This is a genomic window from Acidimangrovimonas sediminis (assembly GCF_002871005.1).
Taxonomy (GTDB): domain Bacteria; phylum Pseudomonadota; class Alphaproteobacteria; order Rhodobacterales; family Rhodobacteraceae; genus Acidimangrovimonas; species Acidimangrovimonas sediminis.
In genome coordinates, this window is sequence record NZ_PHSN01000018.1 from 64,663 (window position 1) to 87,251 (window position 22,589).

The 22,589-nt window shown below is 66.7% G+C and carries 22 protein-coding genes; 14 read left to right on the forward strand and 8 right to left on the reverse strand.

The genetic code is table 11. From position 1 onward, the window contains the following. Positions 1 to 17 precede the first annotated feature (17 nt). Entirely contained in the window at positions 18 to 1,160 is a 1,143-nt protein-coding gene (locus CVV76_RS16975) for an alkane 1-monooxygenase (protein WP_102225871.1), read from the forward strand. Continuing rightward, positions 1,160 to 2,611: a cardiolipin synthase gene (gene cls, locus CVV76_RS16980; RefSeq protein ID WP_102225872.1), complete on the forward strand. Its 1,452-nt coding sequence runs from the start codon at positions 1,160 to 1,162 to the stop codon at positions 2,609 to 2,611. The genes CVV76_RS16975 and cls overlap by 1 nt, the downstream gene beginning before the upstream one ends. A 10-nt stretch (positions 2,612 to 2,621) precedes the next feature. On the opposite strand, the gene CVV76_RS16985 is transcribed toward cls, so the two are convergent. The 4 genes from CVV76_RS16985 to CVV76_RS17000 all read right to left on the reverse strand — a co-directional run bounded on the left by CVV76_RS16985 (position 2,622) and on the right by CVV76_RS17000 (position 6,403). After that, positions 2,622 to 3,716 (reverse strand): methyltransferase domain-containing protein, encoded by a 1,095-nt coding sequence (locus tag CVV76_RS16985; protein ID WP_146010323.1) that lies wholly within the window; start codon positions 3,714 to 3,716, stop codon positions 2,622 to 2,624. Positions 3,717 to 3,936: 220 nt separating this feature from the next. After that, positions 3,937 to 5,064: a site-specific DNA-methyltransferase gene (locus CVV76_RS16990; protein ID WP_102225874.1), complete on the reverse strand. Its 1,128-nt coding sequence runs from the start codon at positions 5,062 to 5,064 to the stop codon at positions 3,937 to 3,939. Positions 5,065 to 5,152: 88 nt separating this feature from the next. Beyond that, on the reverse strand, positions 5,153 to 5,779 hold the full coding sequence (locus CVV76_RS16995; RefSeq protein WP_102225875.1) for a ribonuclease HII: 627 nt from the start codon (positions 5,777 to 5,779) through the stop codon (positions 5,153 to 5,155). Between the two features lie 282 nt (positions 5,780 to 6,061). Further along, a complete protein-coding gene (locus tag CVV76_RS17000; RefSeq protein ID WP_102225876.1) occupies positions 6,062 to 6,403 on the reverse strand; it encodes a hypothetical protein in 342 nt (113 codons plus the stop codon). Between the two features lie 197 nt (positions 6,404 to 6,600). Here CVV76_RS17000 and CVV76_RS17005 point away from each other — a divergent pair, with 197 nt between their 5' ends. The 7 genes from CVV76_RS17005 to CVV76_RS17035 all read left to right on the forward strand — a co-directional run bounded on the left by CVV76_RS17005 (position 6,601) and on the right by CVV76_RS17035 (position 14,469). After that, complete coding sequence (locus CVV76_RS17005) at positions 6,601 to 6,912, forward strand: hypothetical protein (protein ID WP_102225877.1); 312 nt, start codon at positions 6,601 to 6,603, stop codon at positions 6,910 to 6,912. Further along, positions 6,884 to 7,597 carry a winged helix-turn-helix domain-containing protein gene (locus tag CVV76_RS17010; protein WP_102225878.1) on the forward strand — a complete coding sequence of 238 codons (714 nt, stop codon included), beginning with the start codon at positions 6,884 to 6,886 and terminating at the stop codon, positions 7,595 to 7,597. The genes CVV76_RS17005 and CVV76_RS17010 overlap by 29 nt, the downstream gene beginning before the upstream one ends. A 172-nt stretch (positions 7,598 to 7,769) precedes the next feature. Beyond that, the gene (gene nspC / locus CVV76_RS17015; RefSeq protein ID WP_102225970.1) at positions 7,770 to 8,861 is read left to right on the forward strand and encodes a carboxynorspermidine decarboxylase; all 1,092 of its coding nucleotides are present in this window, start codon (positions 7,770 to 7,772) and stop codon (positions 8,859 to 8,861) included. Positions 8,862 to 8,898: 37 nt separating this feature from the next. Continuing rightward, positions 8,899 to 10,140 (forward strand): saccharopine dehydrogenase family protein, encoded by a 1,242-nt coding sequence (locus tag CVV76_RS17020; RefSeq protein WP_102225879.1) that lies wholly within the window; start codon positions 8,899 to 8,901, stop codon positions 10,138 to 10,140. Positions 10,141 to 10,243: 103 nt separating this feature from the next. Beyond that, complete coding sequence (gene purU / locus CVV76_RS17025; protein WP_102225880.1) at positions 10,244 to 11,128, forward strand: formyltetrahydrofolate deformylase; 885 nt, start codon at positions 10,244 to 10,246, stop codon at positions 11,126 to 11,128. A gap of 219 nt (positions 11,129 to 11,347) precedes the next feature. Further along, entirely contained in the window at positions 11,348 to 12,481 is a 1,134-nt protein-coding gene (locus CVV76_RS17030) for an HlyD family efflux transporter periplasmic adaptor subunit (RefSeq protein ID WP_102225881.1), read from the forward strand. A gap of 2 nt (positions 12,482 to 12,483) precedes the next feature. Beyond that, complete coding sequence (locus CVV76_RS17035; RefSeq protein WP_102225882.1) at positions 12,484 to 14,469, forward strand: glycosyltransferase; 1,986 nt, start codon at positions 12,484 to 12,486, stop codon at positions 14,467 to 14,469. 75 nt (positions 14,470 to 14,544) lie between these two features. Here CVV76_RS17035 and CVV76_RS17040 read toward each other — a convergent pair whose 3' ends face one another. Further along, entirely contained in the window at positions 14,545 to 15,747 is a 1,203-nt protein-coding gene (locus CVV76_RS17040) for a cache domain-containing protein (RefSeq protein ID WP_102225883.1), read from the reverse strand. A 283-nt stretch (positions 15,748 to 16,030) separates the two neighbouring features. Between CVV76_RS17040 and CVV76_RS17045 the strand changes: the two genes are divergently transcribed. After that, positions 16,031 to 16,651 carry a hypothetical protein gene (locus CVV76_RS17045; RefSeq protein ID WP_102225884.1) on the forward strand — a complete coding sequence of 207 codons (621 nt, stop codon included), beginning with the start codon at positions 16,031 to 16,033 and terminating at the stop codon, positions 16,649 to 16,651. A gap of 111 nt (positions 16,652 to 16,762) precedes the next feature. Next, a complete protein-coding gene (locus tag CVV76_RS17050) occupies positions 16,763 to 17,887 on the forward strand; it encodes a lysine-2,3-aminomutase-like protein (RefSeq protein WP_102225971.1) in 1,125 nt (374 codons plus the stop codon). A 79-nt stretch (positions 17,888 to 17,966) separates the two neighbouring features. Here the strand turns inward: CVV76_RS17050 and CVV76_RS17055 are convergent, their stop codons facing one another. Beyond that, positions 17,967 to 18,338 (reverse strand): hypothetical protein, encoded by a 372-nt coding sequence (locus CVV76_RS17055; RefSeq protein ID WP_146010324.1) that lies wholly within the window; start codon positions 18,336 to 18,338, stop codon positions 17,967 to 17,969. 125 nt (positions 18,339 to 18,463) lie between these two features. Between CVV76_RS17055 and CVV76_RS17060 the strand changes: the two genes are divergently transcribed. Then, positions 18,464 to 19,237 carry an alpha/beta fold hydrolase gene (locus CVV76_RS17060; protein ID WP_102225886.1) on the forward strand — a complete coding sequence of 258 codons (774 nt, stop codon included), beginning with the start codon at positions 18,464 to 18,466 and terminating at the stop codon, positions 19,235 to 19,237. A gap of 163 nt (positions 19,238 to 19,400) precedes the next feature. Here the strand turns inward: CVV76_RS17060 and CVV76_RS24730 are convergent, their stop codons facing one another. Beyond that, a complete protein-coding gene (locus CVV76_RS24730) occupies positions 19,401 to 19,799 on the reverse strand; it encodes a hypothetical protein (RefSeq protein ID WP_146010325.1) in 399 nt (132 codons plus the stop codon). Positions 19,800 to 19,963: 164 nt separating this feature from the next. Next, positions 19,964 to 20,296 (reverse strand): hypothetical protein, encoded by a 333-nt coding sequence (locus CVV76_RS17065; RefSeq protein ID WP_102225887.1) that lies wholly within the window; start codon positions 20,294 to 20,296, stop codon positions 19,964 to 19,966. A gap of 136 nt (positions 20,297 to 20,432) precedes the next feature. Here CVV76_RS17065 and CVV76_RS17070 point away from each other — a divergent pair, with 136 nt between their 5' ends. Both CVV76_RS17070 and lepA read left to right on the forward strand, forming a co-directional pair. Continuing rightward, positions 20,433 to 20,570 carry an entericidin A/B family lipoprotein gene (locus tag CVV76_RS17070; protein ID WP_102225888.1) on the forward strand — a complete coding sequence of 46 codons (138 nt, stop codon included), beginning with the start codon at positions 20,433 to 20,435 and terminating at the stop codon, positions 20,568 to 20,570. Positions 20,571 to 20,769: 199 nt separating this feature from the next. Beyond that, positions 20,770 to 22,569: a translation elongation factor 4 gene (lepA, locus tag CVV76_RS17075; RefSeq protein ID WP_102225889.1), complete on the forward strand. Its 1,800-nt coding sequence runs from the start codon at positions 20,770 to 20,772 to the stop codon at positions 22,567 to 22,569. The last annotated feature ends 20 nt before the right edge of the window (positions 22,570 to 22,589 follow it).

Consider the following 22,589-nt stretch of genomic DNA (forward strand, 5'->3'; position numbering starts at 1 on the left):
CAGAGAGGACAGGGGCGATGACACCGGCGAACGACGTCGCAAGCTTGCGCAGCGCACTCCCCTTCTGGCTGTCGCTGGGCATGGTGCCGCTGGCGGCGATCGGCGCGATCTTCGGTGGCTGGACGGTGGTGTTGCTGCCGGTCTACGGCTGGATGCTCGTCACGCTGCTGGACGCGCTCCTCGGCCTGAACGAGGAGAACCCCGATACCGACACGCCCGAGGAGGGCCTGTTCTGGTACCGGCTGATCACCATGATCTGGTTCCCGATCCAGGCCGTCACGATCTATGCGATGATCTGGTGGGTCACCCATACCGGCCATCTCGGCGCGCTCGAGATCATCGTGCTGTTCTTCGGTGTCGGCGTGATCTCGGGCACCGTGGGAATCGTCTACGCGCACGAGCTTCTGCACCAGAGGAACCGGGTGGAGCGGTGGCTGGGCGACCTGTTGCTGGCCTCGGTCCTCTACAGCCATTTCCGGACGGAACACCTGCTGGTCCATCACCGCCACGTCGGCACCCCGCGCGACGCGGTGACGGCGCGCTACAACGAGGGGTTCCACCGCTATTTCGCGCGGGTGCTGCGCGATTGCCCGCCCTCGGCCTGGCGGGCCGAGGTGGCGATGCTGAAGCGCGCGGGCCGGGGCTGGTGGCACCGCTCGAACCCGTTCTGGCGCTATGCCGCGCTGCAACTGGCGACGCTGGCGCTGGCCTTCGCGATCGGCGGCTGGCTGGGCCTCGTGCTGTTCCTGTGGCAGGCTCTGGTCGCGGTCTGGCAGCTGGAGCTGACCAATTACATCGAACATTACGGCCTGACCCGCCGCTACCTGGGCGAGGGGCGGTACGAACACGTCCTGCCGCGCCACAGCTGGAACGCGGCGCATACCGCGTCGAACTGGCTGCTGATCAACCTGCAGCGCCATTCCGACCACCATTACAAGCCCGACCGGCGCTTTCCCCTGCTTCAGACCTATGACGAGGAGGAGGCGCCCCAGCTGCCCTTCGGCTATCCCGCGATGACGACGCTGGCGATGATCCCGCCGCTCTGGCGGCGCCGGATGAACCCGCGGGTGCGGGCCTGGCGGCGCAAGTACTACCCCGATGTCGAGGACTGGAAGCCCTACAACAAGGGTACCAACCCGATGCCGCGCGGCGCCGCCTGATGGACGCTCTCGTCTACGCCTTCACCCATACGACACTGGTCGTGGTCATCCTCGCCGCCTTCCAGGTCGCGGCGGTCTATTTCGCCTTCCGCGCGGTGAAGACGGCGCGCACCCCGCAGGGCGCGGTCGGCTGGGTGGTGTTCCTTTTCGCCGCGCCGCATTTCGCGGTGCCGGCCTTCCTGTTCTTCGGCCACGCCCGCTATCCCGGCTACATCCGCACGCGGCGGGCCATGGCGGGCATCATCGCCGCGCTGCGCCACGACGGAGAGGAAGAACTTCCCGCGCTGCCCGATCCGGAAGCCGCGGCGATCGCGCAGCGGCTGGGGGCGTTCGAAAGGCTGGTGGGCATTCCCGCGGCCCGCGGCAATGCCACCCGCCTGCTGATCGACGGCGACGCCACCTTTGCCGCAATGTTCGAGGCGATCGACGCGGCGCAGGATTACATCCTCATGCAATTCTACACGATCCGCGACGACGAGATCGGCCGCGCCATGGGCGAGCGGCTGATCGAGCGGGCCGAGGCCGGGGTGAAGGTACGGGTGCTCTATGATTCGATCGGGTCGAGCAGCCTTTCCTCATCCTATATCTCGAGGCTGCGCGAGGCCGGTGTCGACATTCGCAACTTTCACGCCATCCGCCACACGCGGAACCGCTTGCAGGTGAACTTCCGCAATCACCGCAAGATCCTGGTGATCGACGGTGCGACCGGGTTCATCGGTGGTCACAACCTGGGCGACGAATACCTTGGGCGCGACCCCAAGCTGGGCCATTGGCGCGACACGCATCTGAGGCTGGACGGCCCGGCCGTCGCGCAACTGCAACTCGCCTTCGCGGAGGATTGGCTCTGGTCCTCGGGCGAGAAGCTGGCGCTTGAATGGCGCCCGGACGAGGTGCCCGAGGATCGCCGGGTGCTGATCCTGTCGACCGGGCCCGCGGACAAGTTCGAGACCGGCAGCCTGTATTTCGCCAATGCCATCGGCGCGGCGCGCAGCCGGGTCTGGATCGCGACGCCCTATTTCGTGCCTGACGGCGATATCCTGACCGCGCTGAAGCTGGCCGCGATGCGCGGCGTCGACGTGCGCATCCTGCTGCCCGAGCGCCCCGACCACCTGCTGGTCTGGCACGCTGGCCTTGCCTATTTCGACGAGGTTCGCGCCGCCGGGGTGAAGGTGATGCAATACGGCAAGGCCCAGGGCTTCCTGCATCAGAAGGTGGTGCTGGTCGACGAGGATTTCGCTGTCGTCGGCAGCCACAACCTCGACAACCGCTCGTGCCGGCTGAACTTCGAGGCGTCGGCCCTCGTCTACGATGCGGATTTTGCGGCAGAGGTCGCGCAGATGCTGTCGCGCGACATGGATCTGGCCCACGCGGTCGACACGCCGCTGGCGAAGATGGGGTTCTGGCGGTCGAACTTTGCGCTTGCCGCGCGGGTCTTCGCGCCCGTGCTCTAGGCGGGGAACCTCAGACCGGAAACCCCCGGGCCCAGAGCGCGGCCAGCAGCGGCCCGAGGTAGCCGGTGTCGGGCGAGACCGGGCGGCGGCTGTCGTAGATGCCCACGCCGGACCGCTCCGCTGCATCGTGCAGCGCCTCGGCCGCGGCCTCGTCGGCGCCCACGACATGCACCGCCCCGGCGATCCGCGCCACCGGGCGCGGCTGGTTCGCGGGATCGAATTCGCGGTAGGGGGCGATCAGCAGGGTGCCCTCGCGCGCCTCGGTCACGATCCGCGCCTCGAGCGCGCGCATCCCGGCGTCGTCGCGCATCGGGCGGAAGAAGTAGATCACGTCATAGCTGCCGTAGCCGTCGAAGGTCAGCCCGTCGCCCTCGAACGCGTGGCACCCCGGGGTGCCCGCGCGCGCAAGCGTCTGTTCGGCGTTCAGCGCATAGCCCGGGTCGTATTCCAGCCCGTGGCTGACCTCGAAGAACTCGGCCGCCATCAGCACCTTGATCCCGCCGCCGCAGCCGACGTCGAGGAACCGCAGTGGCCGCGGGCGCCGCTGGGCGATCGCCACCCGCGACGCGGCATGGACGTGGGCTGCGAAATCCGATGGCGGCAGCGGGATGTCGGAGAAGCAGCCGTGATCCTCTGCGCTGGCGTTCTGGTCCGTCGGGTTGGCCAGCCGGTGCATCGCCATGAAGGCCGCATCCATCGCGCGGTAACGTTCGCGCAGCGCTGTATCTTCGGGCCGGAAGGCGGGGTAGAGCGGCACCCTGCGTCCCGCGCGCAGGTCGGCCATGGCCTCGGACGCGCGCAACCACAAGGCGCGGCGGTGCGCGAGACCGCGCATGTAGATCTGACGCTCCATCCGTTGCTGGTTCTCGCGCGGGCCGATCTCCGCGCTTGCTCCGGCCTGCGCCATCACCAGCGGGTGGCTGAACTGCAGCCGGAGGAGTTCCAGCCGCTGCGCCGTGCGGGTCGCTTCCTGCAACAGCGGGCCGAGGGTTTCGGGGGTCTCGGCATGGTCGGCAAGCACCCGGGCCACGCGACCCACCGAAACCGCAAGCTCTGCCTCGATCCGCCGCGCGTCGCGCTCAAGCACCGAAATGTCCATCGTCAAATGCGACCTCCCCAGGGCGGGGCGAGGCTAGCACGCGCGGGAGGCGAGGGTCATGCGGAAAGATCGGCGGGTTTTCGGGGCCGGGCGGGACAGGGCATCGCGCGGCCCCGTCAAAAAAAATGGCCCCGACCTGCAAGCAGGCGGGGCCAGTTGCGCCGTGCAGGTCGCACACGGCGCAGGCGGTAACTGCACGTATTATCCGGAAATCAGTGAGGCCAGATCAGTGAGGGCGATCCTGCATCTCGGCGCGGATCTGCTGGCGCAGCAGGTCGATCGGGATCATCTTGCCGTCGCGTTTGAAGTGCCAGTAGGTCCAGCCGTTGCAGCTGGGGGCGCCTTCCAGTTGCGCGCCGACCTGGTGGATCGAGCCCTTCACATCATTGCCGATCAGCGTGCCGTCGGCGCGCACCTTGGCCTTGTGGCGATTGCCGATGGAGAACAGCTCCTCCCCCGGGCGCAGCATGCCGCGTTCGACCACCTGGCCGAAGGGCACCCGCGGCTCGGCCCGCTTCGAGGTCGAGACCTCAAGCGCGGACTTGTCGAAGCGGCGCACCTTGGCGATCCGCGCCGTCGCGGCGTTGCGGTAGGCCTCTTCGCGCTCGATCCCGATGAAATCGCGGCCCAGCATCTTGGCCACGGCGCCGGTCGTGCCGGTGCCGAAGAACGGATCCAGCACCACATCGCCCGGGTTGGTCGTGGCGACCAGCACCCGGTGCAGCAGGCTTTCGGGTTTCTGTGTCGGATGCGCCTTGTCGCCGTTCGCATCCTTCAGGCGTTCATGCCCGGTGCAGATCGGCAGCACCCAGTCCGACCGCATCTGCACGCCTTCGTTCAGCGCCTTCAGCGCCTCGTAGTTGAAGGTGTACTTGCTGGCCTCTTCCTTCGATGCCCAGATCAGCGTTTCATGTGCGTTGGTCAGGCGCTTGCCCCGGAAGTTCGGCATCGGGTTCGACTTGCGCCACACCACGTCATTCAGGATCCAGTATCCTTGGTTCTGAAGTTCGGCGCCCAGGCGGAAGACGTTGTGATACGACCCGATCACCCAGATCGCGCCGTTCGGCTTCAGGATCCGGCGCGCGGCGGCCAGCCATTCGCGGGTGAAGCTGTCGTAGGCGCCGAAGCCCGAGAACTGGTCCCAGTGGTCGTCGACCGCGTCGACGCGCGAATTGTCCGGCCGATGAAGATCGCCCCGCAGTTGCAGGTTGTAGGGCGGATCGGCAAAGATCAGGTCGACCGAACCGGCAGGCAGCCGGTTCATGACCTCGATGCAGTCACCGTCGATAATCTGGTTCAGCGGAAGCGCTTGCGCCTCCGCGGCCGGCGAAGCGGCCTTGGTTTTCGTCTTCATCTCTGCCTCTGGGTGCCGCGCTTTTCGCGCTGTCGGTATGTGGACAAAGATGAGTCAAAGCCGATTCGCCGTCAATTTCTTTTTTGAATCAAGGGGTTGTTGAAAGTCCTTGATACAAGATATTGTGTACCGGCTTGAAGGAACGTCTATGATGAGGCGTAACCCCCAGATCTTGAAGAGCCTGCCTGTGGGCGGCCGTCGGGTAGCCCGCGTTCTGTTCCCAGCCGTAGCCGGGGTGCTGTTGCGCCAAGTCCACCATGATCCGGTCGCGCACCACCTTGGCCACGATCGAGGCCGCGGCGATCGACAGGCTCAGCGCATCGCCCTTGACGATGGCGGTGGCGGGCAGAGCCAGGCCCCTGGGGATCAGGTTGCCGTCGACCAGCACGTGCCCCGGCGGCACGGCAAGGCCCGCGACCGCGCGCTCCATCGCCAGGTGGCTGGCGCGCAGGATGTTCAGGGTGTCGATCTCGGCCACGCTGGCGTGGGCGACCGAGACTTCGGCCATCTCGTGGATCGCCTCGAAAAGCGCGTCGCGGCGCGCGGCGCTGAGCGTCTTGGAATCGCGCAGGCCCTCGGGGATGCGGTCGGGGTTGAGCACCACCGCGCAGGCGGTGACGGGGCCGGCCAGCGGGCCGCGGCCCACCTCGTCTACACCCGCGACGCGGGGCGCGCCGGTGGTGGTCTCGTGGGTCATGTCCGGGATGATCTGCATGATGGCGGGAGGGAAGCCCAACGCCCCGTCCGGCGCAACCTGAAAGTGGCCAGGCGCGGGCCTCCCTCCCTGACCGGCCCCCCGCGATGGCAGGGGAGGCCGGATTCCGGTGTCTCTCAAAGGCGGGGGGCGGACGGGCATATCCGCCCCCCGAAGAGGCGCGGCATGGGGAATAATGCCGCGCGGGGCGCCGGGGCTCTGACGGCCCCGGTCAAGGCTCGGTCGAGGTTTGGGCAAGGCCCCCGTCAGGGCCCTGTCAGGACCCTGTCAGGGGCAGGCCGCTCAGTGACGCCAGTCGCCGCGGTTCCAGTCGCGGCGACCGCGATCGTGATGGCCCCAGTCGCGGCGCGCCTCGCGGCGGTCGTGGCGCCAGTCGTGACGGTCGCGGTGCACGACGACGACTTCGCGGCGGCGCGGGGCGGGCGGCGCGACATAGACGCGACGCTCCTCGACACGGTGGCGGTGATTGTTGCGGCTGGCCTGGTCGACGATGACGGCCAGCGCGGTGGCCCCCAGCACGAAGCGGGCGACGTCGCCGTTATCGGCACGGGCGGGCGCCGAGGTGACGGCGGCGAGGCCGAGGGCGGTGACGGTTGCGATGGTCAGGGTCTTGAGCGTTTTCATCTGGTCTTCCTCTCGTGTCCGTATCCGGTCTGTGTGCGGCGCCTGACTGGTCGTGGTGCAGCGGGTGCCGTGGCGATGGATCGAACTTGGGGTCGAGGGGGAAAGTTAAGCAATATCGCCGCCCTGTTATCCGATAACAGCCGCCCGAACTCCCTGTGGTTATTGAATAACCGCGGGTTTCGGCACATGGTGGGCTCATGACACGCCGCATCCTCATCTCCGCCCCCGTGGTTCTTCTCGCAGCGCTTCTGGCTGCCACGATTGCCGCCCCGGCACGCGCCGATTGCTACGCCGATTACAAGGCGAAGAAGGGCGACCCGCTGCAGCTTTCCTACGGCGTGATCCAGCTTTCCGGCGGGGCCTGTGCCTCGCCCCGGGCCGCCGCGCCGGAGGTTTCCCGCCGCATCGCGAAAGGTGGCTGGACCTTGCTGACCGTCGTGTCCATCTTCGGGCCAGACGGACTGAACCAGAGGAAAGCGAGTGCCGGAGCCAACTTCCTCCGCTACTGACCCGGCCGAGACGCTGCGCGCGGGCAACCGCGTGGTGGCCTTCGGCATCATCGCGATCGTGGCGATCCTGCTGGTCGCCGCGGTGCTGCTGTTCATCAACCTGCCCGACGCCAACGCCTTCAACATGCGGGTGGAGCGGATCTTTGTGCAGAACGGCGATCTGAACACCCAGGGCGAGGTGAAGCTTCTGGAGATCCTGGCGCAGTCGGGCACGGCCTTTGGCGACGTGCTGGCGAGCTACCGCATCGTGATCTTCGTGCTGCTGATCTTTTCCACCGCGCTTCTGCTGGCGGCGCTGGTGTTCCTGGTGACGATCATCACGCTGAACCGGCGGATCTCGGCCATTCAGCGCACCGGGATCCAGGTGTCGTCGCTGATCATCAGCCGGGGGGATCGGGCGGTCTACCTCAACAACATGGAATTCAAGCTGACCGAGGCGGCGATCGAGACGCTCGCCGTGCTGGCCGAGGCGCGGATGGATGACGACGTGCTGTCGGGCGCCGAGATCGAGGCGGTGATCTCGGGGCGGTCGGCTGCCGATTGCGAAGAGGCGGCGGGTGCCACGCGGATCAAGCGGCTGCGCGACGCGCTGGGCAACCAGATGGTGAGCGAGCTTCTGGTCAAGAATATCGCGCGGCGGGGCTACATGCTGGCGATAGAGAAGGACGTGATCCGGATGGTGTGACGGGCCGCGGCTGGTCTGGCAGCCGCTGGTTCGGGAGCCGTTCCGGCAGCCGGGGGCCAGCCCCCGGACCCCCGGAGTATTTCGGCAAGAAAGAAGGGGACGGGTTGTGCCTGCGCGGGGGCGGCTTTATCTCGGGGCCGACCTTACGACCTTTGCCACGGGGGATCCGCCGATGCAGACGCCGTTCTACCTGATCGACAAGGCCGCGCTCCGGCGCAACATGGAGATCGTGCAGCATCTGCGCGAGGCATCGGGGGCCAAGGCGCTTTTGGCGCTGAAGTGTTTCGCGACCTGGTCGGTCTTTGACCTGATGCGCGCGTACATGGATGGGACGACCTCCTCCTCGCTTTACGAGCTGCATCTGGGGGCCGAAACCTTCGGCGGCGAGACCCATGCCTATTCCGTGGCCTGGGCCGATCACGAGATCGACGAGGCGGTGGGCCATGCCGACAAGATCATCTTCAATTCCATCGGCCAGCTGGAGCGGCACGCGGCGGCCTCGGCGGGGATCGTGCGGGGGCTGCGGCTGAACCCGCGATTCTCGACCTCCGGCTTCGACCTGGCCGATCCGGCGCGGCCGTTCAGCCGTCTGGGCGAATGGGACCCGGTGAAGATCGAGCGCGTCCTTGACCGGATTTCGGGTGTGATGATCCACTACAATTGCGAGAACCGCGATTTCGCGCTGTTCGATCAGCAGCTTTCGCGCATCGAGGCGGAATTCGGCCCGATTCTCGAGCGGCTGGACTGGGTGAGCCTGGGCGGCGGCATCCATTTCACCGGCGCGGGTTATCCGGTCGATGCGCTGGCCGCACGGCTGAAGGCGTTTTCCGAGCGGTTCGGAGTGCAGGTCTACCTTGAACCCGGGGAAGCGGCGATCACCAACACGACGACGCTGGAGGTCACCGTCCTGGACCTTCTGGAGAACGAGAAGCAGTTGGCCATCGTCGACAGCTCGATCGAGGCGCACATGCTTGACCTGCTGATCTACCGCGAGAGCGCGAAGCTGCCGCAGGAGGGCGATCACGCCTATCAGATCGCGGGCAAGTCCTGCCTGGCGGGCGACATCTTCGGCGAGGCGCGCTTTGCCGCGCCGCTCAAGGTGGGCGATCGGATTTCGGTGGCGGATGCGGCCGGTTACACCATGGTCAAGAAGAACTGGTTCAACGGCGTGAAGATGCCGGCGATCTGCCTGCGCGAGGAAGACGGAACCATCACCGAAGTGCGCGACTTCGGATACGAGGATTACAAGGCAAGCCTCTCCTGAGGCGACCCACCCTGACACGAGTAGGAGGGATTCCGGCATGAAGCGGAACGTTCTGATCATCGGCGCCGGCGGCGTGGCCCAGGTTGTGGCGCACAAATGTGCCCAGAACAACGACGTCCTGGGCGATCTGCACATCGCCAGCCGTACCAAGGAAAAATGCGACGCCATCGTCGCCAGCGTACACTCCAAGGGCGCGATGAAGGTGCCGGGCCCGTTCGAGACCCACGAGGTGGACGCGATGGACAGCGCCGCCGTGGCGCGGCTGATCCGCGACACCGGGTGCCAGATCGTCATCAACGTGGGCTCGGCCTTCGTGAACAAGTACGTGCTGGACGCCTGCATCGAGACCGGGGTCGCCTATATCGACACGGCGATCCACGAGGAGCCGGACAAGATCTGCGAAACCCCGCCGTGGTACGCCAACTACGAGTGGAAGCGCCGCGACGAATGCGCCGAGAAGGGCGTGACCGCGATCCTGGGTGCGGGCTTCGATCCGGGCGTGGTGAACGCCTTCGCCCGGCTGGCCGCGGACGATTACATCGACGAAATCGAGAGCATCGACATCGTCGACATCAACGCGGGCAGCCACGGCAAGTATTTCGCGACCAACTTCGACCCCGAGATCAACTTTCGCGAATTCACCGGCACGGTCTATGCCTGGCAGAAGGGCGAATGGACCGAGAACCGCATGTTCGAGGTGGGTCGGGAATGGGATCTGCCCGTCGTCGGCAAGCAGAAGGCCTACATGTCGGGCCATGACGAGGTGCATTCGCTGGCCGCGAACTACCCCAAGGCCGACGTGCGCTTCTGGATGGGCTTTGGCGATCACTACATCAACGTCTTCACCGTGCTGAAGAACCTCGGTCTTTTGTCCGAGCAGCCGGTCACCACCGCCGAGGGGCAGGAGGTGATCCCGCTCAAGGTGGTCAAGGCGGTGCTGCCCGATCCGGCCAGCCTTGCGCCCGGCTACACCGGCAAGACCTGCATCGGCGATCTGGTGAAGGGCACCAAGGACGGCAAGCCCGCCGAGGTGTTCATCTACAACGTCGCCGACCACAAGGAAGCCTACGAGGAAGTGGGCAGCCAGGGCATCAGCTATACCGCGGGCGTGCCGCCGGTGGCCGCCGCCATGCTGGTGGCCAACGGCAAGTGGGACGCGGGCGAGATGAAGAACGTCGAGGAACTGGATCCGCATCTGTTCCTTGGCCTTCTGAACGTGATGGGCCTGCCGACCTGCATCCGCGACAGCGAGGGCGAGCGTCCGCTGCACTTCGACTGACGGATTGCGCGAATGCGCGGTAAATCGTCGTTTGCAGACTTGTGACGCGCCGGGGGGCAGCGAATAGTCCCCCGGCACAGTATGCGCCAGAGGAACGCCCGACATGACCGCCTACACGCTTCGCGTCACCTGCCCCTCCACCCGCGGCATCGTCGCCGCGGTCTCGGCCTTCCTGGCCGATCACGGCTGCAACATTACCGACAGCGCGCAGTTCGACGACGCCCTGACCGGCAAGTTCTTCATGCGGATGTCCTTCGCCTCGGAAACCGGGGCGACGCTGGAAGATCTTCAGACCGGGTTTGCCCCGGTGTCCGAGAAATTCGGGATGGAGTCGGAGATCGTCGACGCCTCGCGGCGCAAGAAGGTGATCATCATGGTCTCGCGCTTCGGGCATTGCCTGAACGACCTTCTCTACCGCTGGCGGATCGGGGCGCTGCCGGTGGACATCGTCGCCGTGATCTCCAACCACATGGATTACCAGAAGGTCGTGGTGAACCACGACATCCCGTTCCACTGCATCAAGGTCACGAAGGAAAACAAGCCCGAGGCCGAGGCGCAGCAGATGCGGATCGTGCACGAGACCGGGGCCGAGCTGATCGTGCTTGCGCGCTACATGCAGGTGCTGTCGGATCAGATGTGCCGCGAGATGTCGGGGCGGATCATCAACATCCACCACTCCTTCCTGCCGTCGTTCAAGGGCGCGAACCCCTACAAGCAGGCCTATGAGCGCGGTGTAAAGCTGATCGGCGCGACCTCGCATTACGTCACCGCCGACCTCGACGAGGGCCCGATCATCGAACAGGACACGACCCGGGTGACCCATGCGCAAAGCCCGTCGGACTACGTGGCACTGGGGCGCGACGTGGAAAGCGCGGTGCTGGCGCGCGCGGTGCACGCGCATATCCATGACCGGGTGTTCCTGAACGGCGACAAGACCGTGGTCTTCCCCGCATCGCCGGGTGGCTACGCCTCTGAACGCATGGGCTGACCCGGCCCCGCTTCCGCAAAGACGAACAGGGCAGGCGCGCCGCAAGGGCACGCCTGCCGTAGTCGTGCCCACCGTAGCGCGCGGCGCCGGCGGCGGGGTTTCGCCGATTGGGCGGGTCGCAGATGGCAGGCCTCAATCTTGGCACATTCTCGTTAAAGTGTTTTCAGAATGTAGGTTTACGGCTGAGGGTCCGAGCAGTCGGGCAGTGGGGATTCGTCGATGATGCGCTACGTGAAGCTGGTTGTCGGCGTCATGCTGCTTCTGCTCGTCGTCTGGATCGTCGTCGGAGAGCAGCTTTCGGGGGCAAGCGCGGATGCGACGATCAACGCCCCCGTCGTCACGCTGCGGTCGCCCGTCGCCGGGATCGTCGACATGCCGCGGCGGCAGGTCGGCAGCTCGGTCGTCGACGCGGACGTGATCGCCACGGTGAACGATCCCGCGCCCGATCGGATCCGGCTTTCGGACCTGCAGATGGAACGGGACAAGGCCGCCGCGCAATTGCAGATGTTGCAGGCGCAGCTTGGGGCGAACTCGGCCCAGGTCGCCCGCATGAAGGCCCGCACGAGGAGCTATCAGACCGATCTCGAGGCCGAGCTGGAACTGGAACTGACCGCGGCGCAGAAGCGGCTTGCCCTGATGCAGCGGACGGAGCCGCCGACGAAGGGACAGGCCGGACATCCGGGCACCGCCGTGTCGCTCGACCTCAACCGCGCGCAGGAGCGCGTCGATCTGCTGACCAACCGCCTGTCGGCCGTGCGTGATGGGGTCTTCCTTGGCGACGGGTACAATGACGCGCCGTTTTCCGAACAGCACGCCCAGCAGCTTGGCGCGGCCGGGCTGGACCTGACCGCCCGGATCGTCGCGGCCAAGGCGGACGTGGCCGCGGTGGACCGCCGCCTCAAGGCCGCGCGGCAGGACGTGAGCCGCGGGTCGAGCGCCCGGATCGAGGCGCAGGTCGATGGCCTCTACTGGCAGCCGCTGACGGCCGACGGCAGCTATGTCAATCGCGGCGATCCGGTCGCACGGATGGTCGATTGCCGCGCCGAACTGGTCACCGCCTCGGTGTCCGAGAACATCTACCAGCGCCTCCACCGCGGCATGAGCGCCCGGTTCCGCGTGCTCGGACAGGACAAGACCTTCGATGCGGTGATCGTGCGGCTGGCCGGGGCAGGGGCCCAGACGGTGAATTCGGACATGGCCGTCGCGCCGAGCGAGAAGCACCTTCAGCGCTACGACGTGGCGGTGGCGGTGCCGGGCCTCGCCTCTGACCCCGATCTGTCCTGCGCCATCGGGCGCACCGGTCGGGTGTTCTTCGAAGCGCGGCCGCTGGACTGGCTGCGCGGCCTGTTCTGACGATGTATCCCTATCTCCATCTCGATGCGGTGGAAACGGCGATCGTCCATGTGCTCGGGGTGCTGGCACTGTCGATGGTGCTGCCCTACGTGATCCGTCCGACGCGGATCAGCCACAGGGTGTTTCTCTACCTCGGGGTCTATGTTTTCGCGCTGCGCTATGTCTGGTGGCGCGGGACCGAAACGCTGGCGCCGCCGGGGTTCACGCTGGATTTCCTTGCCAGCTGGTCGTTCTTCGGGATCGAGCTGGTGTCGATCGTCGGCGCGCTCAGCGCCTCGGTGATCATGATGCGCCACCGCGACCGCCGGGCCGAGGCGACGGCCAATACCGGCTGGTGGCGCCCGGACGGGGCGCCCCGCGTCGCGATCATGATCGCCACCTACAACGAATCGCTCGAGGTGCTGGAACGTACGATCGTCGGCGCCAAGGCCCTGCGCCACACCAACAAGCAGATCGTGGTGCTGGACGACGGCAAGCGCGACTGGCTGCGCGACTACTGCCGGGCGCAATCGGTGCGCTACATCCGCCGGCCGGACAACAAGGGGGCCAAGGCCGGCAACCTCAATCACGCGCTCGACGTGCTGGCCGCAGACCGGGTGCCGCCCGATTTCGTCTCGGTGCTCGACGCCGATTTCGTGCCGCACCAGGGCTTCATCTCGCGCACGCTGGCGCTGTTCCACGATCCCGAGGTCGGGCTGGTGCAGACGCCGCAGCACTTCTTCAACCCCGACCCGGTGCAGCACAACCTTGGCCTCTCGGCCTCGTTCCCCGACGAGCAGCGCTTCTTCTTCGACCACGTGCAGCCCGCGCGCGATGCCTGGGGCATCACGATCTGCTGCGGCACTTCGTCGATGATCCGCTGGTCGGCGCTGCGAGAGGTGGGCGGCTTTTCCACCCTCAGCGTGACCGAGGATTTCCTGCTGACGCTGGTCTTGCGCGATGCGGGCTATTCAACGGTCTACCTCAACGAGGCGCTGACCGAGGGCCTCGCGCCCGAGGGCCTCAAGGAATACGTGACGCAGCGCGGCCGCTGGTGCCTTGGGACGCTGCAGATCGCGCGCACGAAATACGGGCCGCTGGCGCGCAACAAGCTGCGGCTGCGCGACCGGTGGAGCGTTCTCGACAGTTCGCTCTACTGGTCGGCGTCGTTCCTGTTCCGCCTGGCGGCGCTGGTCTATCCGCTGTTCTACTGGTTCGGCAACGTCATCGTGGTGAATGCGCCGATGAGCGGCGCGATCGACTATTTCGGCTGCTACTATGTCTGGACGATGATGACGTTCAACCTGCTGGCGCGGAACATGATGGTGCCGGTCCTGAACGACGTGCAGCAGATCCTCGGGGCGATCCCGATCACCAAGGCCGCCGCGATTGGGCTGTTCGGGCGCCGCGACCAGGCCTTCAAGGTGACCGCAAAGGGCGGAGAGCGCGACCGTGTCGTCGTTCAATGGGGAATGATGCGGCCGTTCCTGATCCTCTTCGGGCTGACCTTCGCGGGCCTCTGGGCCGGGATCGTCAGCGACAGCTTCGCCTTCAACGACGCAGGCGACGGCAAGGTCGTGATCCTGTTCTGGTCGGTCTACAACCTGTTCGTGCTGGCCGTGACCATGGTGACCTGCGTGGAGCTTCCCCGCCAGGAGATGCACGTCGGCGACAAGCCCGAGCGGTCGATCGCCGTGCTCGACGGCACGCCACGGCGGATCTGGATCGTCGGGCTGACGATCGACACGGTGCGGCTGCGCGGCTTTCCCTACGGCGCGGGGGCGCGGGGCCGGATCCGCATTCGCGACGTGGGCGATGTCGAGGGCTACGTGGTGGCCGAGACCCGCGACGGCGCCCAGCTGCACCTGCTGCCCACCGCGGCACAGCGCGAGGCGCTGTTCGAACGTTTCTACGCGCAGGGCGACAGCCCCGGCGTCACCAGTGTCCGCCGCGCCGCCGTGCTGCGCGACATCACCGAGCGGCTGGCCCTGGGGCGGCGCGTGGGGTGAATGCGTGGAGCTCTGTGGCTGGGCCGGGGCGATTTGGTGCAAGCGGACGCTGGCGCCAGGAGGCCGATCCGCGGGTCAGCCCGTCCTGGTGATCCGCCGGCGCTTGCGCGCGGACTTTGCGTCTTCGCTGTCATCCTCGTCAAGGTCGTCGGCCTCGTCGGGCAGGAGCGGTTGCGCCTGCTTGCCGTACTTCACCTGATCGGTGCGGCGGTTCATCGCGCGGGAAGCCTGCGACAGCAACTCGTCGACCCGGGTCTGCAGAAGTGCGAGGGCCTCGCCCAGGTCGCGCGCCTCGCGGCTGCTGGAGAATTCCCGCGGGTAGGTCACCTCGCCCCGGGCAAAGCCCAGCAGGGCGCGCGATTGCTGCTCGATCGGCCCGAGGTAGACACGCAGTGCCGCGATCAGCACCAGCGCGATCAGCCCCGCGATCGCGAGAAAGGCCATCTGCGCCTTGTGCCATGCCGCCCGACCGAGCGGGACCGGCAGCGTGTCGGGGGTGCGGACGATCAGGCTCCAGTCGTTCGACGGGATCGTCGCGCGCAGGACTTTCGGCACCGTGGCGCTGACATAGCCCTTTTCGCGCGTCTCGACCGCGGACAGGCCCGTGGACAGGTTCAGGCGCGAGGCCAGGAGCGCGGCCTGCGACGGTGGCGCCGTCGAAATGCGCGTGGCCGAAAGGATGATCCGGCCGGTGGGATCGGCAATGAACGCGTCGAGGTTCAGCGCCTCGGCGGCCTGCGAAACGAAGGCCTGCATCCAGCTCATGCGCAGCCGGAACAGCACGACCCCGTCGAGGTTGCCCTGTTCGTCCATGATCGGATGGGACATGTTCATCACCGTCTCGCGCGCGTTGCCGCTGTCTTCGGTGACGGGCTGGCCAAGGTAGGGCCCGCTCAGCGTCTTCCGGAACCAGCGCGTCGCGGCGACATTGGTGCCAACCCCGGCCCCGCCGGTCGCGGCCAGCACGGTGCCGTCGGACGAGATCACCTCAGCGCTGGCGACCCGGTTGCTGGCCTGCGGGATCGTGTCCGTCATCGACTGCATCCGCGCGGCCGATCGCAGGTCGGTGTTATGGGCGATGGCGGAGATACTGGTCCATTCGCGTTCGAGCACGCGATTGAGGATCTGCCGCAGCGCCTGCCCGCTACGCTGTACCTCGGCGGCCTGTACCCGTTGTTCGAAACTGGTCCTGTAGCTGTCGAGCACCCACCAGCCGGTCGCGCCGAACACGACCGCGACGGCGAGGACGATCAGTGCAAGCTTGCTGGAGACGCGCATTCTGCCCCGCCCTGACAGGCATGATCGTTCCCCTGCCCGATGCACGATCGCATGCGGCACCAACACCAGCCTTAATCTTTCTTTAACCAAGTTGGCGGGTCATTTTCTGGGCGGAAATGTGGTCGTTTCGGCATATTTCGGCGCGACCGGATCACGTCGGCGAGATCTCGGAAGCCTATGCAAAACAAACGGAATTTCGCTGGATTGACGCCGGGACTCGGCGCAAGGTGGGCGCGTGCGGCACAGCTGCGCGCGAACGGACAGTGAAGGCAGGATAGCGCTGATGGAACGCAGACAGGACGCAAGGGCACGCACCGGCCCGCGGCGGCAGGGCAGGGTGGCCGCGGGGCTCGTGCTTGTCGCAGGGTTGGGATTTGCCGGCCCGGCGCTTGCCGACGGCAGCTTCTTCCAACTCGATCTTTCGGACAAGTCGACCACCGGCGTCCTCGCGGTGGAGCGCGGGTCGCTGCAGTTCGGGCTCAACCGATCCAAGTGGAACGGCGGTTTCCACTGGACCGGGCGGGTCACCTGGAAGTTCCCGGTCAAGGTCGGGTCGGTTCCGGTCACCTTCCGCGCCGGGCCGGCGGTTCAGTACAACCACGAGGACAGTTCATGGGACGGCGGCGCCGCGGTTGTCGCCGAAAGCTACAACCCGACGTCGTGGGGCAGCCTCTACCTGCTGGCCGATTTCAGCACGATCGACGCCAGCTATTTCGTCATGAGCCAGTTCAACCACAAGTCCGGCTTCAGCCTGGAGCTGGCGGCGATGGGCAACAATGACGGCTACGACGACAAGACGGTGGCGATCGACTACCGCTTCCGGGACTCCCCCGTCAGCCTGCGTGTCGGCCGCAAGATCCGCGCTCGGGAAACCTTCATCGGGTTTTCGATCAACACGTTCTGAGCGGCGGCCCCCGGGGAAGGGGGAATTTCGCGCCGCTTTGCCGCTGTCTTTTCCCGCGAAGTCTTCTATGAACCCGGGCCTGACGAGGCGAACGAACGCGGGGTGATGGTCATGGCAGGATCCGAGAGCGCGGAAGCCGAGAGCGCAGGGCGCAACCGTCGCGCGCCGCAGGAAACGCCACGCAGGCCGCGGGACCGCGCGCTGACCTCGGTGGCCGATCTGCGCGAGGCCGGTCTGTTCGACGGCGACCCGAAAACGCTCGAGCCGGTGGTGGAGGAGTTCCGCCTTGCCATCACGCCGGATCTTGTCGGCCTCATCGACCCCACGGCGCCCGACGATCCCATCGCGGCACAGTTCGTCCCTTCGCCCAGGGAGCTTGCTGTGGAGGCGTGGGAACTGGATGATCCGATCGGCGACGACGTCCACGAGGCCGTCAGGGGTGTCACCCACCGCTATCCCGACCGGGTGCTCCTGAAACCCACGCATGTCTGCCGTGTCTACTGTCGCTTCTGTTTCCGGCGCGAAAAGGTCGGCGATGCCGAGCAGCAGCTGACGGAAGGGGAGCTGACCGCGGCGCTGGATTACATCGCCGGGCACCCCGAGATCTGGGAGGTGATCCTGTCCGGCGGCGATCCGCTGGTGCTCTCCGATCGGCGCCTTCACGACCTCATGCGCCGGCTCGAGGCGATCGAGCATGTCAGGGTCATCCGGCTGCACACGCGCGCGCCGGTCGCCGCGCCGGACCGGGTTGGCGACGGCCTGCTGAAGGCGCTGGCCCTGCGCAAGGCGGTGACTGTCGTCATCCACTGCAACCATGCGCGCGAGCTTACGCCGGAGGTCCGCGCGGCGATCGCCCGGCTGGTCGGGGCCGGCATCCCGGTGCTTTCCCAGACCGTCCTGTTGAAGGGGGTCAACGATTCCGTCGAGGCGTTGGGTGAACTCATGCGGGCCTTTGTGGAGAACCGGGTGCAGCCTTATTACCTGCATCACCCCGACCTTGCGCGGGGCACCGGGCATTTCCGGGTGTCGCTGAAGCGCGGGCTGGGTCTGGTCCGGGCGCTGCGCGGTGTTCTTTCCGGTCTCTGCCAGCCGACCTATGTCCTCGATATCCCGGGCGGGTTCGGCAAGGTGCCGCTCACGCCCGGGTCTCTCGTCGACCGAGGGGCTGGGGTCTACGAGGTGCAGGACTTCCGCGGCGCGATCCACCGCTACACCGATCCCGGCGAGCAGCCCTAGGCGGGGCGTCCCGCGCCGCCCCGCCTGGCACCGTCCCGCATCGGGGCTCGGCCGGAGAAGGGCGCTTCAGATCGGACCCTCAGACCAGGCCGCGCCAGACGACGACGGTCAGGAAAAGCCCGAGGACGACCAGAAGGGCGAAGGCCGCGCTAGTGATCATCGAGCGCCAGAGCGCGGTGCGCCGCTCGCTCCGGCCGAGCGGGCCGAGGTGGCGCACCAGCGCGTCGTAGGCCTGGGCAAGCCGCGCCTCGTCCAGCTGCTGCGCGAGGCGCGGGTTCCCGGCCCGGTCCGCGGCGTCGGCCAGAAGCGCCGCCTCGGGGCGCAGCTTGCGCGGCAGCCGCTTTCCGCCACGGCGGATCTTGGTGGAAAGGTCCCGGCCCCGGACATGCAGCCGCGCCACCATCAGACCTGCCACGCGGTCCGCCATCTGCTGGATCGTCATTGCGCTCATGCCACCGGCCCCCTTTCGTCCGCGATACTAGCTGGCCATGCCCCGGGCCGCGAGAGGCAATCACCCCTTCGCGTGGTGCCGTTCGCCCCTGTTGCCCGGGCGGCGCGGCGGGTTATATGGCAGGCATGCTGACGACCATCATCCAGGGCACCCCGGGTGCCGCGCCGCCCCTGCTGATCGCCCACGGCCTGTTCGGGTCGGCCCGGAACTGGGGGGCGATCGCCAAGCGGCTGGGCGCCGACCGGCAGGTGATCTCGGTCGACATGCGCAACCACGGCACCAGCCCCTGGCGCCCGACGCACGGCTACGACGGGCTGGCCGGAGATCTGGCAGAGGTGATCGGGCTGCACGGGGGCAAGGCCGATGTCGTGGGGCATTCGATGGGCGGCAAGGCCGCGATGATGCTGGCGCTGACCCGGCCTGGCCTTGTCGGGCGCCTGATCGTCGCGGATATCGCGCCGGTCACCTACAGTCACACCCAGACCCATCTGATCCACGCCATGCGCGCGCTTGACCTCGAAGGGGTCGAGACGCGGATGGAGGCCGACCGTCGGCTGGCGGCCACGGTGGACGACGCCGCGACCCGGGCCTTCCTGCTGCAATCGCTCGACCTCAAGGCCGAGCCGCCGCGCTGGCGGCTGAACCTCGACGTGCTCGAATCCGAAATGGGGCGCATCGTCGGCTGGCCAGACGCGGGTGGGCGCAGCTTTGACGGCGAGGTCCTGGTGATCGAGGGCGGGCAGTCGGATTATGTCGGCACCGCCCGGCACGATCTTTTCCCGCCGCTGTTCCCGCAGGTGGAATTCGCGACGCTGGAGGGTGCGGGCCATTGGCTGCATGCCGAGAAACCGCGCGAATTCGAAGCACTGGTCGCCGACTTCCTCAACCGCCCACGCTGATCCGTCCTCGCAGAACTGCCCAGAGGTGACCTCGGCGTCAGCCGCGTTGCGTGTCTCAGCCGGCGGAGCGCATCACCCGGGCGAGAAGATTGTCGCGCAGCAGGAGCTGGTGGAAGAGCGCGGCCAGAATGTACAGCCCGATCAGGACCCGCAGAAGAGCACTTCATGCACCTCGCCCGCGGCGTGGAGATGGCCGAACCAGGCGACACGGCCGATGCCCATCAGCGCCAGCAGTACGAGGTAAAGACCCCAATGCACGACGGCCGCCGCGGCATTCCGCCAACCCGGCGTGCCGGACGGCACCTCGGGGGCGCCGCGAGTGCCGCGCCAGCACCAGAAGGCCGATCTCCGCGCCCGAAACGATGTGCCGAAGTGTCATCGCGTCGATGCCGCTGGCGACATCGGCCATGATGACGCCCCCCGACCCGGCGACGGTGGTACGGAAATGCTGGTGGAAGGCGTGCGAGACCGCGTCGCGAAACAGGACCCGCCAGGCGACGAGGATCACCACGATCCACTGCATGGCAATCTGTGTGCTGGAATATTCTGGGTCGACCGGCATGACCGCTCCTGCATCTGGCTTGTGCATGAGGGATCGGCGGTCGAAGGAGCGGGCGAGCAAGGGATCTGGCGCAGGCACAATCCGCTTCCGTCACGGAACGTTGCCCTGCGGGGACCTCGCCGCGGGGGTAATGGAGGGGGGCAGGGGTGTCCTGCCCCCTGTGGTCAGCTTCTGCCGCGCGAATGGCAGCGGGTCACCCGGCCCCGCATCTCGCCGCTGTCGCCGCGCAGCGAACCGGCGACCAGCCGGCACCCGGTGATTTCCGGGATCAGCGTGATCATCGTGGCGCGAATGCCCCGGTGTTCCCCGGAATGTGCATAGCCGAGGCGGATGATTTCCACCCGTTTCTCCTTTTGGAACAAGACGTAGGTGCGCCCATCGCGCACCACCTCTGTCCGCTTTGCCCCAATGAAATAAGGGGCGGGTGAGGCGCCGCATCCGACCAGCAGCAGCGCCATCGGAAGGAAGAGGAGCAGACGGAAGGAAAATTGTCGCATTCGTGATCCTTGGCAGGGAACCGGAGGGAACCAGCGTGGACCGAGCTTAGTTAACGGATCGTGAATGAACGCCTTGCCGCATGAGGGTAAAGCGCCTCACGGCAGAAGATAAACCAACAGGAACAAGGAGTTCCCCATGATCCGCATCGCTCTCGTTCTCGCCGTCGCCGTTGGCCTTGCCGGTTGCGACACCGTTGCTGGTGCCGGCAAGGATATCCAGAAAGGCGGGCAGGCGGTCACCAGCTCGGCCAAGCAGACCCAGGCGCAGATGTAATCGCGCGGGGGGTTCCCCATTCGGGGCCGGGCGGTTGCTCCCCGGTCCGGCCCCACCTTACCCGGCACCACCTTCGCCAGTCGCGCGCCTCGCGCGGCGGTCCCACGGCCCCGGGCACATGCAAGGCATGTGCAGATCGGGAGCCGCGCGGCGCTGATACCCCTTCCCGGCCCCTGTTATCCGGGATATATCGCCGCCCATGACCGAGCTTGACCGCATCAGAAATTTCTCCATCGTGGCGCATATCGACCACGGGAAATCCACGCTTGCCGACCGGCTGATCCAGCTGACCGGCACCGTTGCCGAGCGCGATATGAAGGCGCAGATGCTCGACGCGATGGATATCGAGCGCGAGCGCGGCATCACGATCAAGGCGAACTCCGTCCGGATCGAGTATCCCGCAAAGGATGGCAACACCTACATCCTGAACCTGATCGACACCCCGGGCCACGTCGACTTCGCCTACGAGGTCAGCCGCTCCATGCGCGCGGTCGAGGGCTCTTTGCTGGTCGTCGATGCCTCGCAGGGCGTCGAGGCGCAGACGCTGGCCAACGTCTATCAGGCGATCGACGCCGATCACGAGATCGTCCCCGTCCTGAACAAGATCGACCTGCCGGCAGCCGAACCCGACCGCGTGAAGGAGCAGATCGAGGACGTCATCGGCATCGACGCGCAGGATGCCATCCCGATCTCGGCCAAGTCCGGCATGGGTATTCCCGACGTTCTGGAAGCCATCGTTCACCGTCTGCCCGCGCCCAAGGGCGACCGCGACGCGCCGCTGAAGGCGATGCTGGTCGATTCGTGGTACGACGCCTACCTCGGCGTCGTTGTTCTGATCCGCGTCATGGATGGCGTGATCCGCAAGAACGACACGATCCGCATGGTGAAGACCAAGGCGACCTACAAGCTCGACAAGCTGGCGGTGCTGAAACCCCAGATGGTCGACATCGGCGAACTTGGGCCGGGCGAGATCGGCGTTTTCACCGCCTCGATCAAGCAGGTGCGCGACACCCGCGTCGGCGACACCATCACGCATGAGCGCCAGCAATGCGCCGCCGCCCTTCCGGGCTTCAAGCCGGCGCAGCCGGTGGTGTTCTGCGGCCTTTTCCCGGTGGATTCGGCCGAGTTCGACGCGCTCCGCGACGCGATCGAGAAACTGGCCCTGAACGACGCAAGCTTTTCCTACGAGATGGAAACCTCGGCCGCGCTCGGCTTCGGCTTCCGCTGCGGCTTCCTCGGGCTGCTGCACCTCGAGGTGGTCCGGGACCGGCTTGAGCGTGAATACGACATCGACCTGATCACCACCGCCCCCTCGGTCGTCTATCACCTGCACATGCGTGACGGCGAGACGCGCGAGCTTCACAACCCCGCCGACATGCCCGACCTGACCCTCGTCGACCATATCGAGGAGCCGCGGATCAAGGCGACGATCATGGTCCCCGACGAATACCTGGGCGAGGTGCTGAAGCTCTGCCAGGACCGCCGCGGCCTGCAGCTTGACCTGACCTATGCCGGGTCCCGCGCCATGGTGGTCTATGACCTGCCGCTGAACGAGGTGGTCTTCGACTTCTACGACCGGCTGAAATCGGTGACCAAGGGCTATGCGAGCTTCGACTACCAGATCACCGGCTACCGCGAGGATTATCTCGTGAAGATGCAGGTGCTGGTGAACGACGAACCGGTGGATGCACTGTCGCTGATGGTGCACCGCGACCGGGCCGAGATGCGCGGCCGCGCCATGTGCGAGAAGCTCAAGGAGCTGATCCCGCGGCACATGTTCAAGATCCCGATCCAGGCGGCCATCGGCGGCCGCGTCATCGCCCGCGAGACCATCGCGGCGCTGCGCAAGGACGTGACGGCGAAATGCTACGGCGGCGACGTCACCCGGAAGAAGAAGCTTCTGGAAAAGCAGAAGGCCGGCAAGAAGAAGATGCGCCAGTTCGGGAAGGTCGAGATCCCGCAGCAGGCGTTCATCAACGCGCTGAAGATGGATGGGTGAGCGGGCCTGAAAAGGCTGGC